The 14,129-nt window shown below is 56.8% G+C and carries 12 protein-coding genes and 5 pseudogenes; 1 reads left to right on the plus strand and 16 read right to left on the minus strand.

The window, feature by feature from the left end; translation table 11 throughout:
* Window positions 1-83: 83 nt before the first annotated feature.
* A pseudogene (locus tag ATB98_RS22415) lies at window positions 84-495 on the minus strand (IS66 family transposase); the annotation flags it as partial.
* Between the two features lie 75 nt (window positions 496-570).
* Here ATB98_RS22415 and ATB98_RS22420 point away from each other — a divergent pair.
* Window positions 571-1,595, plus strand: a pseudogene (locus tag ATB98_RS22420) (IS110 family RNA-guided transposase).
* A 241-nt stretch (window positions 1,596-1,836) separates the two neighbouring features.
* Here the strand turns inward: ATB98_RS22420 and tnpC are convergent.
* From tnpC to virB2, 15 genes and pseudogenes are all read right to left on the minus strand, one after another.
* Window positions 1,837-2,837 (minus strand): annotated as a pseudogene (tnpC, locus tag ATB98_RS22425) (IS66 family transposase); the annotation flags it as partial.
* A 98-nt stretch (window positions 2,838-2,935) separates the two neighbouring features.
* A pseudogene (gene tnpB / locus ATB98_RS30575) lies at window positions 2,936-3,082 on the minus strand (IS66 family insertion sequence element accessory protein TnpB); the annotation flags it as partial.
* Window positions 3,079-3,429, minus strand: a complete 351-nt coding sequence (locus ATB98_RS22435) for a transposase (protein ID WP_234781988.1) — start codon at window positions 3,427-3,429, stop codon at window positions 3,079-3,081. The gene ATB98_RS22435 and the pseudogene tnpB, both read right to left, overlap by 4 nt.
* Window positions 3,430-3,851: 422 nt before the next feature.
* Window positions 3,852-4,565: pseudogene (virG, locus tag ATB98_RS22440) on the minus strand (two-component system response regulator VirG); the annotation flags it as partial.
* 626 nt (window positions 4,566-5,191) lie between these two features.
* Window positions 5,192-5,368 (minus strand): transposase, encoded by a 177-nt coding sequence (locus ATB98_RS28155; protein WP_084435689.1) that lies wholly within the window; start codon window positions 5,366-5,368, stop codon window positions 5,192-5,194.
* Between the two features lie 47 nt (window positions 5,369-5,415).
* Window positions 5,416-6,456: a P-type DNA transfer ATPase VirB11 gene (gene virB11 / locus ATB98_RS22445; RefSeq protein ID WP_066877655.1), complete on the minus strand. Its 1,041-nt coding sequence runs from the start codon at window positions 6,454-6,456 to the stop codon at window positions 5,416-5,418.
* A gap of 38 nt (window positions 6,457-6,494) precedes the next feature.
* Window positions 6,495-7,634: a type IV secretion system protein VirB10 gene (virB10, locus tag ATB98_RS22450; protein WP_066877657.1), complete on the minus strand. Its 1,140-nt coding sequence runs from the start codon at window positions 7,632-7,634 to the stop codon at window positions 6,495-6,497.
* The gene (virB9, locus tag ATB98_RS22455) at window positions 7,631-8,512 is read right to left on the minus strand and encodes a P-type conjugative transfer protein VirB9 (RefSeq protein ID WP_066877659.1); all 882 of its coding nucleotides are present in this window, start codon (window positions 8,510-8,512) and stop codon (window positions 7,631-7,633) included. Before virB9 ends, virB10 begins: the two co-directional genes overlap by 4 nt.
* Entirely contained in the window at window positions 8,509-9,222 is a 714-nt protein-coding gene (locus ATB98_RS22460; RefSeq protein WP_066877661.1) for a type IV secretion system protein VirB8, read from the minus strand. The genes virB9 and ATB98_RS22460 overlap by 4 nt, the downstream gene beginning before the upstream one ends.
* Complete coding sequence (locus ATB98_RS28160; protein ID WP_084435691.1) at window positions 9,209-9,370, minus strand: type IV secretion system lipoprotein VirB7; 162 nt, start codon at window positions 9,368-9,370, stop codon at window positions 9,209-9,211. Before ATB98_RS28160 ends, ATB98_RS22460 begins: the two co-directional genes overlap by 14 nt.
* A gap of 32 nt (window positions 9,371-9,402) precedes the next feature.
* Window positions 9,403-10,290, minus strand: coding sequence for a type IV secretion system protein (locus ATB98_RS22465; protein ID WP_066877666.1), 888 nt, complete (start codon window positions 10,288-10,290; stop codon window positions 9,403-9,405).
* Window positions 10,291-10,370: 80 nt separating this feature from the next.
* Window positions 10,371-11,057, minus strand: coding sequence for a type IV secretion system protein VirB5 (locus ATB98_RS22470; RefSeq protein ID WP_066877669.1), 687 nt, complete (start codon window positions 11,055-11,057; stop codon window positions 10,371-10,373).
* A 13-nt stretch (window positions 11,058-11,070) separates the two neighbouring features.
* Window positions 11,071-13,440, minus strand: coding sequence for a type IV secretion/conjugal transfer ATPase VirB4 (gene virB4, locus ATB98_RS22475; protein WP_066877671.1), 2,370 nt, complete (start codon window positions 13,438-13,440; stop codon window positions 11,071-11,073).
* Window positions 13,440-13,766: a type IV secretion system protein VirB3 gene (locus tag ATB98_RS22480; protein ID WP_066877673.1), complete on the minus strand. Its 327-nt coding sequence runs from the start codon at window positions 13,764-13,766 to the stop codon at window positions 13,440-13,442. The genes virB4 and ATB98_RS22480 overlap by 1 nt, the downstream gene beginning before the upstream one ends.
* Window positions 13,766-14,116 (minus strand): pilin major subunit VirB2, encoded by a 351-nt coding sequence (gene virB2, locus ATB98_RS22485; RefSeq protein WP_066877676.1) that lies wholly within the window; start codon window positions 14,114-14,116, stop codon window positions 13,766-13,768. The genes ATB98_RS22480 and virB2 overlap by 1 nt, the downstream gene beginning before the upstream one ends.
* Window positions 14,117-14,129 lie beyond the last annotated feature (13 nt).

Genomic DNA, 14,129 nt, shown 5'->3' on the forward strand with positions numbered 1-14,129 from the left:
GTCCGTGTCGCGCCGAACTCCAAAAACAAATATCAATGTTTCCAGACACTTGAAGAAGAGGGGTACAATGAATCAGCGCTTGCCTGGGGCCTGATTGCTCGCTCGACGATGTTGGAGTCGAGCTCGATGCGGCCGTCGGCCAGGAAGCGCTCGAAGATGGCGCGACGCGACATCGCGTAGCGGATCGCCTCGGCGAGCTTCGATTTGCCGGAGATCCGCGGCAGGGTCTTTTGCCAGAGGGCGAAGAGCTCGGTGACGATCGCGGCGGAGGTTTGCTGACGCACCGCGACACGCGCGTCAGGGCTTTGGCCGCGCATGGTCTCCTCGACCTGCCACAGCTTCGCCATCCGCTCGACCGTCTCCGTTGCGACCTTCAAGCTTTCCGCGACATGCAGCTCATAGAACTTGCGCCGACTTGTGTGACCAGCAGCCAGCCAATGTGACGCCGTCATTGCCGCGATCGGAGCGGACCAGCTTGTTGTAGGCGGCATAGCCGGTGGAGTGGACGCCCCCCGACGGCATCAAATGTGCCAAAGTGCGGGTGTGTTTGGACCAGCAAGGAGGACGTCCATGAACGAGATTACCATCGTTGGTTTGGATTTGGCAAAGAACGTATTCCAGATCCATGGCGCAGGCTCCGATGGAGCGGCGGTCCTACGCAAGAAGCTGAGCCGCGGAAGGTTGCTTGAGTTTTTCACCAAGCTCCCGATCTGCGTAGTCGCGATGGAAGCCTGCGCCAGCGCCATTATTGGGGACGGGAGATTGGCAAGCTGGGGCATGAGATCAGACTGATCAATCCTTCCTATGTGAAGCCTTTTGTCAAACGCCAGAAGAACGATGCTGCTGACGCTGAGGCAATCGCGGAAGCGGCATCGCGTCCCACGATGAGATTTGTAACAGTGAAGAGCGCAGAGAAGCAGGCTTCATCCATGGCATTCAAGGTTCGGGACCTGTTGGTGCGACAGCGCACACAGACAGTCAACGCACTACGCGGACATCTCATGGAGTACGGGTTGATTGTGCCGCAGGGTATCAAACACCTTCCCAGCTTGAGGGAACTCGTCGCAACTCACCCGGACCTGCCTGAGGCCGCGCGGATCCTTTGCGACGGCTTGCTGGAGCAGGTTGCATTTCTTTCAGAGAAGATTGCCGTAGTAGAGGCAGATCTCCGGACGCGCGCTAGACAAGACGATGTCGCTTCCCGTTTGATGACCATTCCAGGCATCGGTGCTATTTGCGCGACCGCTATGGAAGCCTTGACTCCATCAGCCGAGATGTTCAGCAAGGGTCGTGATTTTGCGGCTTGGATTGGCCTCACGCCTAAGCAGAATTCGTCCGGAGGCAAGGACAGGCTCGGTAAAGTATCCAAGATGGGGCAACGAGATCTTCGACGTCTTCTTGTTCTTGGCGCTACCGCCGTGGTGCGTTGGGCAAGACGATATGGAGCGCCTGCCGGCTCCTGGCTGGCAAGAATGCTTTTGAAGAAGCCGCCGAAGCTTGTCGCGGTAGCATTGGCGAATAAACTGGCGCGCACCGCTTGGGCTCTGATGGCCCGTGGTGGCGTCTATCAAGCTCCGACACCTGGCGCTGCATAAGGCAGAACCGGGGCCGCGAGACGTCGGGAGTGTGGTGAGGTCTACGGAGGATTATGGGCAATCGGTCAGAAGCAGGATCAGAAGAATCATTAGGTGGATGAGTGCCCAGAGCACGCGTAGCCGAATCGGATCTGATCCACGCATTCCATAAGAGCCCGCGACGTGTTGAAGTCGCTTTCCGAGGCCGGACACACGTCAGCACCCGACCACATGCCCTTGCCGAAGTAAGATTTTGCTTGCATTTACCGGGGCGTCCACACACGTCCACCTGCAGAATGCCGCGATAGCCGTTCAGATGCCGGGCGACGCACTCGCCGGCCCGACTGTCCTCAAAGCGATAGACAACCATCGGCGGACCGCTGCCGCCAAATGGTCGGTCATCCCTGGCATAGGCCTATAGATAGCTGTCTTCGTCGATCCGGAGCCGGGAGCGAGCGTCGGCAATGTGGTCTCGTCGGCGAAGATCCGCTCCCCCTTCTTGATCTCATCAAAGAGGTAGTCGGCGAGGATCTCCAGCTCGAAGCCGAGCTTGCCCATCCATTGCGCCATCAGCTTGCGGTCGAGCTCGACCTTGTCGCGGGCGTAGATCGCTTCCTGTCGATAGAGCGGCAGGCCATCGGCATATTTTGAGACAGCGATCTGCGCCAGAAGCGCTTCCGTCGGAATGCCGCCTTCGATGATGTGTGCCGGCGCTGGTGCCTGGATGACGCCGTCCTCGTTTTTGAAGGCATATTTCGGCCGTCGGGTGACAATGACGCGGAACTTCGCCGGCACCACATCCAGCCGTTCCGACACATCCTCGCCGATCAGCACCTTCTGCTTGCCGGCATGCTCCGGCCGATCCTCCGGCTCGATGACGACTTCGACCCGCTCCAGGTGAGATGCGAAGCCTTTGCGTGGCCGCGGTGGACGCTTGCCATCCGGACGCTCGCGGCCCTTGCTGACCTGCGCCCTGATCGCAGCGATGCCGGTCTCGATCTCCTCGAAGACAAAGGCCTGCTGCTCGTCGTCGGTGGTTGGGGAGCCGAGCTTTTCCGATCGCCGGCCGAAGCGGGCGCGATCGAATGCTTTCAGGATCTGCGTCAGCCGCTCGATGCGCTCATCGGCATCGGCGTTTCGTGCCTTAAGATCAGCGACCTCGCTCTCCAAGGCGTCGATCCGCGCCGCCTTTTCGGCCATGGCAAGCACCATGGCTTTCAGCGCTTCTACGTCATCCGGGAGTTTGAGATCGGGCGGCGTCATCGGTTCGACCAGAGCACATTTTGCTCCGGTTTTCCTGCCCTTTCAGGCCGCTGATTCACTTCGCCGCAGGGCTTTTACCCAACAATTTCCGGCGGCTNGTCCGCCCGTTTGGCCCGGAAGACGTAAAGCGCACCGTTGAACGGATCACTGCCGGCATCCCGCACCAGCGACAGCAAGCTGTCAGGGCCCTTGCGGAAGTCGACCGGATGACTGGCGAGGAACACCTTCACGCCGGAGGGGATCATGCCGAACGCACCGCCCGGATCACCCGCTGCAAGTGCGCCTCGTCGACGTCCGCGCCGGCGCGCACGACGACGTCACCAATGACAACCTCGACAACCCGTTCCTTAACTGCCGCAGATATCGGCTGCTGTTCTTTCGCCAGAGCAGAGCTTTGCTCACCATCCCCACCAAGCTCCCGTCGCCATCGAAAGAGCTGCGAAGGCAGAATACCAATCCGTCGAGCAGCCGCTGAAATGTTCGCTCCCGGCCTGGACGCCTCCTCGACCGCTAAAGCCTTGAACTCGTCCGACCAAAAACGCCGCAACTGACGAGGTGAACCCTCAAGGCGTTCCGGCACAGCCTCAATCATATGGATCGTTCTAGGGCTAGGTATAGGCGCAGACATAGATGCTCACACTCGGTGAAATCGTCTATCCGCCATACCTTACCCAACCCCGATGCTGCTAGACGGGGTCTCCTTGTCGCTTACTGCGCAAGGGCTAGGCCATGATTTCAACCTGTCCGGCGACATGCGGGGCAAGCGCGCATCGTCGGGAGCCGCTCGGTTATCAGGCCGAGCGCTCGCACAGAGATCGCATTACTCGCTCAACATCTCGAAGGCCAGGTCGCGTGAGGCCCTCTGCGGAGACAGCTGGGCTCCTAGCGGAACCTTTGCACAGGGCCGTTTACGGTCGGAAACGAATGGGGCCCCCGTTCCGTTCGATTCTCCGATAGCCGAGACACGGCTGGGGAGGATGCAGCGTCAGCGGCGGTCACGGAGGAGGCGTGCCAAGTGCCCCCGTAGCTAATTTCCACGTCAGCGTCGAAGAAATAACCCGCACCCCTGAATGTTTTAATCAGACGAGGGTTAGTCGGATCAACCTCCAGCTTTCGGCGCAAGCGCAAGATGAAAACATCAACACTTCGGTCATATACCTCTTCTCCGCGCACGCGGCTGGCAAACAGAAGCTGTTCTCTGGATAAAACATCGCGTGGTTTCTCCAGAAAGGCGACGAGAAGATTGAACTCACCGGATGTCAGCTTGACCTCACCGGTCTGTTCAGAGATCAGCTGGCGTTGTTTAAGATTGAGCGTCCAACCGGCGAAATGAAACGAGCGTCGATCTTTTGTTTTCGGACTAACCTGGCGCCCCCGCAACGCTACTCGGATGCGCGCTAAGAATTCTCGCATTCCAAAAGGCTTAGCTATAAAATCAGTTGCTCCAAGCTCCAGTGCAACGACTTTCTCAGCTTCCTCGAGACGGTCACCGCTAATGGTAATTACGGGAACATCAGATTTTTTTGCCAAATTGCGGACGATTTCGAGCCCGTCTTCACGACCTAGATTGAGATCAACAACAACGAGATCGACCGCCTCACAGGTGAGCACGCGATTGAACTGCCAGCTATCCGTTACTGCAGTCACCTTAAAGGCGTGCATTGTGAGGTACTCGGCAATGAGGTGCCGCATGGCGAAATCGTCATCGATGACAAGAACATGTTTCAACTTCTCACCTTCCAAACTCGACCCAGGCTGCCTTGACCCCTCGTCAGGCAGCTGGATCGGGACCTTTACACACAACAGCTCGCCACTGCCGATCAATTCGGCAAATGTCCTTTCATCATACCGGCACCCGTCAGACGAGGGCAATGTTGCACTATGACAGCGTCAGCAATTTGCCTCGACTTATGACGAGATTATGGCTCGTACAAGTCAGCGACAAGCCGAGGACGTTCAGCCGGCGTAACTCCACGGCATGAGTGCGTCGATTTCGCTGAGGAGCTCACCGGCGGTCCCTCAGGCAATGCCCGGCCTGTCGTCAAGCACAGATGATAATCATCGAAATCTATGATGGCGTCACCGGACCCCCCGCGGTACTGGGATAGTCATGAAAATTGGGATACGTCATAAAAAGAAGCGCAGCGCTTTCATCGGCACTGTATCGGACCATTCGGCCGCAAACCGGGCGGTCTCGCGAAGGCGCGTGCCGTCGCGCCCACCAGTCCTCCCAGCAGGTTACGACGTCAATCGTCACCGTTGTCGAACACCGTATCCGTGCTGTTTCCGCCCCCGCGCCACGCAACTGCCGCGTCAATGCCGCACTACGATGGCCTTCGTCGGAAGTGCATCATTCAATACCCATAGGCCAGAGCAAGGCTTTGCTCACCATCTCCCCTAAGCTCCCGTCGCGATCGAAAAAGCTGCGAAGGTAGAATACCGATGCGTCGAGCAACCGCCGAAATGTTAGGTCCCGGCCTCGACGCCTCCTCGATCGCAAAAGCCTTGAACTCGTCCAACCAAAAACGCATACAAATACCGTCCTTGGCGACTGAACGGCAGCTCCAAGAATGATGACCTAACGCTGATGGAGAAGATCAGCGACTGTCTCTCCGCGTCGGCGGGCGTCAGCCGCAAGCCAAATCTCGCCAACCTCATAGACCTCACCGTAGGTACGGAATGGCACAATGACATCGATGGCGGCTGACAGCATGTCAATCAAGGTGCGGTCTTCAAGAGCAGCTCCTTGCGAGCTGCTCTTAACTAGCGAAAACAGCTTTTTGAAAGCCTGAACGGGATCTGCCCCGTGTATGGTGGAGATTGATCCTGGATGGCCGGAAACGACTTCGCTAAGATAAGCCCAAGCGGCATCGTCGCGCATCTCCCCGAGCAGTATTCGATCCGGACGCATGCGGAGGCTGGCTTGTAGCAGTTGCTCCGCCGTGACGGCACCTAAGCCGGCTCCATCCTTTGAATAGAGTAGCCTCACATGATTCTCATGCGGAATTACCAGTTCGAGCGTGTCTTCGATTGTAATAAGTCTTTCATGCTGCGGGATGGCGCTGATCAGTGTCTTGCTCATCGTCGTCTTGCCACTACCCGTGTGCCCGCAGAGCAGCATTGTCAGCCGAGCAGTCACGCATGAATGTAGGAATCCTTCCAGATCACCGCGGTCGTAAAGCTGAAGAATCTGCTCGTCTTTTTCAGCTTGGCGCTGCTTACGCGAGCGCCACTGATTCCATCGCGAAGCATCGTACCGAGCCGCGACTTCCTTGAGCTCCGGAACACGAGAGCCGGGGCGCCGAATTGTCAGGCTGATAGTGCCGGACGGCACCGCGGGCGGCAAACAGATTTGTAGCCGCTCTCCATTTGGCAGTTCGGTGGCGCAGAGAGGATTTCGTGGTCCAACATCTTGCTTTCTTAACGCTCCCGCCAAGATCGCGATGTCTTCGAGATCATCGTAGGTGAAAGGTAAGGGATACTTTGTGAATCCGCCGGCTTGGCGGACGAAAGCCTCTCCGGGTCCATTAATCGCGACTTCTTCCGTCCTTGGCTCCTCAAGCCATCCCAAAACTGGTTTGAGGAGAAACCGCAATTGAGGATCTGCCTCCGTCTGCATACAGTCTCCGATATCCGTTGTCGTTGAACTTGCCTGGGCTAGGGTCGCCGATTCCGCGCTCTTGTGGCCCCGGTGGCTGTTCGGAGCTCATATACATCTGAGAAGTCGATATCGCGCGCGACAAATATGGATACCGCGTCCCCCTGATTTTTCTTCAGAGTGGGTGGGATGTTGATCGTCGCTCCTAGCACCGTATTGGCAGTTTGTTCTCCATTCCCCTGAAAGCTGTTAATGCTGGTGCCGGCACCTGAGCTGCCAGCGTAACTACTCGCCGCCTGGAAAGCACCTTGGACGGCGCTCAAGAACATTGCCCCTCCTAGACGTTGCCAGAGGTGATTGTCGACCGTGCCAGGCATTCCCGCGCGGCCGAGTTCGTCAGCACCTGGTGACGCGAGCGACACCACGACATGGTTCGGTGTAACCGCGCGATCCCAGACAACAAAGACGCGCGAATCCCCTTGCTGTAGGCCACGCTGGATTTCGCCAACTACGGTCGTGCCGCGATCCAGGAGAACAACGCTGCCGGTTGCCCCACGGACGTCCTGGGGCAATACGCATTTTACATATCCCACCAAATTGGTATCGATCGCTGTCTGCAGAATGCAGGGAATAGTCGTTCCTTGGGTAATCATTAGGTCAGGGTGGGGTAAGACTGTAGCGCGGCTTGCCTGCAGCACAGTCGGCTTCATCCGCATTGAAAGATCATTTTCGACTGACGCTTCGCCCGTGAGCGAGGCGGCGGCGGCTTGCTCCTTGCCTTCGTATTCGCGGCCGTTTTCTGACCGTTGGGCGGGCTTGCTGACACCTTGATCACCGCTGCTGTAGGCAAAGATCGGCGATTTCTCAGGCGGTTCGTCATCGGGTTCCGGCTGACTGGCTTCTGAGGCAGGAGCGGTTGGCTGCGCCGGCGGCTGTGTTGCTGGGGGATCAGAAGCAATATCAATCGGCAAAGGACGAAAGGGCTCGGTGTTGGTTGTGAGAATCGTTGTTTTAGGCAGCGAAGCGCCCTCTTCTTCCTTTGAGCGTCCGCCCAGCCATATAAGACCTAGGGATAACGCCAGGACTAAGCCTGCAACCATCAACTTCTGCGATCCCGAAAGTCGCCGGCGAGGTGAACCAGAAACTACGGATCCGGACGCATCCACGTCGTGCACAGATTGTGGATTGACGTCGCTCATCGGCTTTGCTCCTTTAGAGCGCGCCAGATATCGGCTCTGACCGTGCCCGTGCCTGGGTCTCGTCCAGTGGGATCGTACGCGCTATTCCAGATGCATAAAACTGTGTCTCCGTCTCTTAGCCGCCAACCGCGGGCAACCGAGGGAATCTCGACATAGTCTCCTTTGATCGAATAGTTGGCAGTGGCTTCCTTGCCGTCTGGGTTGATTGTGTAGATCGAGGGTATGCGTCGATTGCCTGGGAAGCGGAATACAGTGGTGATGCCGTTGTCAAAAACTTCCAAGGGCGTCAGCGAACGATCTCCTTGGGCGACATAGTGCCAATTGTTGGCGCTGGGGCTTTCGGCTGCGGCCGGCTGACCCAATAAATCTGCAGCCCTCCGTTGATACAGTGCTTCCGCTTGGAGCCGATAAGCGACGGATCTCTGTTCCGCTTGCTTCCGCCGAGCCGCAGCCTCCTCGACAGGATAGGCGAATTGCACACTGTAGTAGAGCTCCGGCTGCTCTTTGTCGGGCCCGGACATGGTCTTGGCGGAGATGCTGAAAACATAGCGGCGCATGCCCGCGTCGCTCGTTGTCAGCACAATAACCGGCTGTGGTTGGAGGACGCGGCTTGCCTTGAAGAAGAGATAGTTGCCGCGCGGAACGGCTGCGAGGTCGTTGCTGTTGGACACGGCGACAGCTGTGACGGTCTCACCCGGTCCAAATGTCACAACCATAGTTGCCCCGACGGCGGTTGACAGGCGGACCACCTGGTCTGGGTTGTAGGCTAGATAGCGCATGCGAGAATCCAGTTTGCCGGCCGTAGGAGTGTCCTCCGCACGAGCCCCCACAGTAACGACAAGCAAACAAGCCAGTGTGAAAAATACCTCCTTCTTCACGGTTGGTTGCCCCCGAGATTCGGCACGGAATCCTCCGAGGTTTGATAGGAAGTAACAAGTAACCCGCCCGGATTGGTCAGCCTTGATTGGCGGGGCAGGCTTGTCACTCTTTCGTAACGAACTGTTGCAGTCCAAGTGCTCACCACCGGCATCTGCCCCTCCAGAACGACCGTTCGCTTATAGCGAATCTGTTGTACACCCGGCGCGATGTCATTTGAGGCGATGTGCTCAGCTTCTACTCTACCGCGCTTACCGATAACGACTTGCGGAGATTCCGGATTGGGGTAGTTGAAGTACTTTTGATATTCTTGACGCACGGCCGGGCCGCTGAAACCTGATACCAGGTCGTAGGCATACTGAGCCGTGTCCGCTGTATAGCTCTCGCGCAGGCGCACATATTGCCAGAGGGAGGCATTTACGACTGCCTCCTCTTGGGTCGCCGGCAATCGTGAGACGGACACTTCACTGTCAACTGTACCGTCGGGGCGTACCCAAAGATAAACAGGCACAAGTTTGTTTAACGGCACCATGGTGGCGATAGTGAAGGCCTGTGCGATATTTCCAAGAACAGCGACCGTCGCAGTGGCGACCAGGACCTTGGATAGACGCCGCGCCGATTTCGCACGTGCAGTTTGAAAGGCCTCCACTTCCTTATAATGCGCAGCCAATGCTTCTCTCTCCACCAGCAGAGCATATTCAGGGCCCTTCATTAAGTTCTCCCGCGACTTGAAGATCCGATGGAGTCGGTTGCCAATGCCCAACGTTCATCGGGAAAACCGGACCCTTGCAGGTCGCTGTCTTGTCAGTTGTCTGGCACGCGGCTAGAGTTAGGGCTAGAAGCAACAAGCAATACTTCATTCCATTTTCCAAGTTAGGTGATTTGGTGGATCCTAGCCACGAGTTAATCGAGCGAGGTGGCGATTCAGGCTGCTGCCAATTTGGTGTGTTCCTCCCAAATAAGCGCCTCCAATATTGCCGGCGATCACTGGTAGCGCGACGATCAGAGCGTCACCGGTAAGAAAGAACATGTCGAGCTCGTAAAGGCCGATAATCTTGGCCCCGGTCGTACCCGAAAAGGAGATCACGCGCAGCATTACCGCGAGGGCGGCCGCTTCCGTAGCGATGACGATGGTTGTCACGATGTTCAACAGGAGGAAAAGTATCCCATACGTGACGAGTTGCCCCACCCATTTCGCAGCCATATCTCGTGTGCGATCGAACAGATAACCTACAAGCATCAGCGGCCCAATCGCCAAGAGCACCTTCATAAGAATTCCGGCAGAATCGTAGATTGCGAACGCAGCCCAAAGCGAACCGTAAAAAACCCATTGCGCTCCTTCAAAGGCGAGAATGTCTTGGCCATTCATTGGTCCAATTTCGGACGCTATCTTTTGAAAGTAGTATTGGCTTTGAGCGAATATGATGTCGAGCCTTGCGGGGATATCGAGAAATGGAATATTACTGCCACTGACCTGGTGCACGAAGCTGGGAATCGTATCCTCAAAGACTGAAACGACGTAGTCATGGTAGTTCGCCTGCCCCACGACAAGGGAGACAACAAGTGACACCGTCATGACCCTCGTAACGCCACCACGCATGTCAATTTCACCACGCATGACCAAAATGCCTTGAACTATTATCCAAAGGGTGACGCACGCCACCAGAGGGGCACTGACCGCACTCTGGATCTGCTCCAGGATCGTTTTCAGCCCGATCTCAAAGGCCAAATCAAAAGTAGTGTGAATAGCCGTAAATGGCGCGGCAATCCCGAATTTCATCACCCCAACCTGACCTGCTTCTCTCCACGTTCGATGGTGACGCGCTGCCCCTCCACCCGAGCGATGACCCAACCAAAAAACTACGGCCCCGTGCCGAAGATCGCCGCAGTTGCCTGGCGTTCCCGCCGCTGCGTAGTTGCCTCCTCTGCTTCTTGAAGGCGTGCCTGTGCAGTGGTCATCGTCAATAGGCTCGTAGCCTGAGTGTTCTGAATGATCGCGTCGTGAATCTGTTTGAGGATAAGTCCATTGGTGACGGTCGCCTGCATGATGTCCCTTGAACGCGAAAGCTGATTTAGCGCGTTTGCATTATCCCGCAGGCGATGATCCATCGCGTCCAGATTGTCGGCTGCGGCCCCCGCGGCATTGGACGAACCTGCGATCTGCTTGCGTAAGAGATCCCCTTGCGCGTCGTTACCCCACATCACATTATTTTCAGCATCCGATGCGATCGCGCGCGCCGTCGCCGACGCTGGCGCCCGAGCAGCAAACATTTGGCTTTCAAGGTGAGCCGTGGGCGGATAGCGATTCGGCTGGTTGAGTGAACTTAAAAGCCCCATGACCTCGAAGGACGTCGTGAACATTTGCGCTATTTGGACTGTCTGTTCGAGCAATGCTAATGTGTGTACAACGGTCTGCGCAGTGTTCCCTGCGGTTATAAGCGTCTGAGCCTCCGTTGCGGGATCGCTGACGAACATCTGCGCTTGGGCGGGCCCCTGCAGAAGAAGGCAAGTGGCAAGCCCCGTTGCCGTGAGTTGTGCTATTTTCATGATATTGGCTCCGTCAGTCTTGTACTTCGTCGTAACGCGCTATGAATTCATCGAGCCACATAGAGGAGTCTTCGCCATATGTCTGACGTAGCTGATCGGCAAAGCGCACGGTGTTCGCCCGTCCTGAGAGTACGGCAACATATTCTCGCATCTGCCGAAGATCGAATTCGCAGATAACGCTTCCGCTCTCGCGCTTAAGCAAAAATTTGCGGCTGCCGACTGTCATATCCTCACGGATCGCCTGAAATTCTTGTTCGGTACATTTTAGCCCGCCGATATAGGCGGATCGATCCGCCGTAGGCGATGGGTAAAATATTTTCGTCATGCATTGTGCGACGAGGCTGGCTCCGACACTCGACTCCAAAACGTGCTCAGGCTGCTGCGTTGCGAGAATAAGCATGCCGTTATTCTTGCGCACAGTGAGCAGGAATTTGTCCACAACCGCAGAGAATTGCGGGTTCAGCAGATAGAAACGAAATTCGTCGCAGCTCATGACAAATCGGCGGCCATCCACCACAGTGCCCACTCGATGCAAAAGATATGCAGCGGCCGGCGCACAGACCTCCTCGTACTCCAGGAGTTGCGTCATATCGAAGCCCGTGACCGAGGCATCCAGCCTGACTTCATCGACTTCGCCGTCAAAGGCCCAACCGAGAGCGTTTCCTCTGCACCACCGCTCTAGTCGCGCACCCGCGCCCTCGGATGGTCCGTGCAACAAGAATTCGCGTAGGCCTGCGAGCGAGCGCATACCCGGTTCAAACGAAAGCTGCCGCACAATACCTCGCTCCAATCGGCGGTTCTCCTCTGGGGTGATGCCGCCGCGTCCGTCGGTCTCAATCAGCCCCACAATCCATTCGCGCAGAAAATCGCGCGACGCCGATGTATTGGGAAGGCCCCGCAGAGGTGCCAAGCCGCTCGGCGCTCCCCTGCGTAGGGCCAAGTACGTTCCTCCCGTTGCACGTACCAACAGTTCACCACCACGGTCTTTGTCGAAAAAGACGATCGCACCATTGCGCTGAACCACGCTCTGCTCGAGCATCGCGAGGGTAAAGGTCATGAGCGTCGTCTTGCCTGTCCCGATGGGACCAAATATTGCCGTCATGCCAACGTCGTTCTCATGGGGGACATAATCGAAAGGTGTCCCACCGTTGGTGCGAAAGCGCGCAACTGCGTTGCCCCAGTGACCTGCAGCGTTGCCGCCAGGGAAATTCTCAAATGATACAAGGCCGGCAAAATTTCGCGATGTGACGGCGCCGGGGCGCGTACGCCACTTGTAGTTCCCCGGCAGCTGCGACCAATAAGCGGCCTCCATACCGATACTTTCCTGCACGATGACGGCGCCTGCATCCGTCAACCGCGTGCGGGCGCGCGCAGCATGGTCGGAGAGGCTATTGAGATTATCTGCATACACGCAAAGGCTCAAATGATGGGAGCCCATAACGAATTCGTTGCTCGCCAATGCGTCCTCTGCCTCGACCAGTTCATCAATCTGGGTAATGGCCTTGTCACCAGAGCTCATCATCTGACTAGACTTAAGGCTGAGCTTGGCATGGGCCTGTGCACGAGTGAGGAACGAGAAGCTTTGGCTCAAAACCAGCGGGAAGTCTGCGGACAACAGCGTGTTGAGCATGCCAGGACGCGTCTTTGCCGGATATTCCCGAAAGGACAAGATTGAGCCTACGTAACTGCCTTGCGGCGCTCGAATCTCAAGCGCCCGCTTGCCGCAGATGACTCGGTCGGTATAGATTGAAGCGCCAAGTGAACCGCTGACAACTGGAACCGGCGTGAAACGGCAAGTCATGATCAGACGGAGGGCTTCGCCTATTTCCGAGAAAAGCACGTCATCTTTCTCACGAATACCGAGCCGGCGGACACCATAAGCATCGAGAGCGCCAGCAATCACGTGCCAGAGATCTTCCAGATTTCGCACCTGGGTTGCAAGATCGTATTCTTTTCTTTTGTAGGACCTCGTAAACCGGCCGCTTAATTTCCCAAGCGGGGCGCGGGGAAACACAATCAAGGTTATGAAGTGGTCGTTGCGAAAGAGCTTACCGGAGAGCACACGCCGCTCAAAAGCTTCGCTCAGGCGACTGGCAAAAGCACTGCGGAACTGTCGCGCTGGCGGCGACGGCACATCGTTATGCCGCACGAGATGGGCGCTTATAGAAACATTGTCATCGGCGATGTTGCGCAAGAGTGTATTAAACGCGCGGCAGCGTGCATTGCGGACTTCAACGCCTTCCAGTTCAAACGGCAAACCTCTGATATGCGCCATGGTCATGATCGAACCGTCTTCCAAAAGAACGACATGATCGCTGAGGTGTCCAACATAAGGCAGATAAATTTCGCCAGATCTCTCGGTCGTGCCGTTTGCTCCGAGCATTACACCATCCCTCTTCCGCGCTGCGGCACCTTTATTGGGTTGGGACTGACACTTGACCCGCCCCAAATGTGACCATCAACGCTTCTGCCAGCACTCTGCAGAAAGAGGAGCACTATGGTCATGGCGTTATAGTCACGCTCTACGATTACGCGCGCTCCAAACCAGAGTGGCACAAGAACAAGCTCGTAAAGAGGGTTCTGGAAGATAACGATCAAAAACCCTGCCGACATCATGAACAAGCCGGCCACGGTCAGGGGCACCCCGAGAAACAACGCCGGTCGGGTCGCCGCCACATACAGGGTGCTCTCTTCCAGACGGGCACTCATCAGCCAGCTCCGATGAGCGTTTGACCCAGGAAGCTGGCTCCAAACATGATAACGATCCCTCCAATAACGCCTGCCACGAGACCGAGTGAAGCACGACCGAACATCCAAGATACGCCGATGGCGACGATGCCGAGGACAGCCAGTGACTGACCGAACGGACCAAGGATGAACGTGCATATGTTGTTCACCATCGTGGCAGGGTTGCTTCCGGCCACCTGGGCCGCAGCTGGGCCGGAGGAGAGAAAGCTCCATGCGGCCGCCCCACTAGCGGCGGGTGCATAGTTGAAGGCCACGCTCAACAGAGCGCAAAAGCGCTTTAAACGTCCGCGGCAGCTTTTAAGGAATGTCATTACTACACCTCTG

The organism is Sinorhizobium saheli, assembly GCF_001651875.1.
Taxonomy (GTDB): domain Bacteria; phylum Pseudomonadota; class Alphaproteobacteria; order Rhizobiales; family Rhizobiaceae; genus Sinorhizobium; species Sinorhizobium saheli.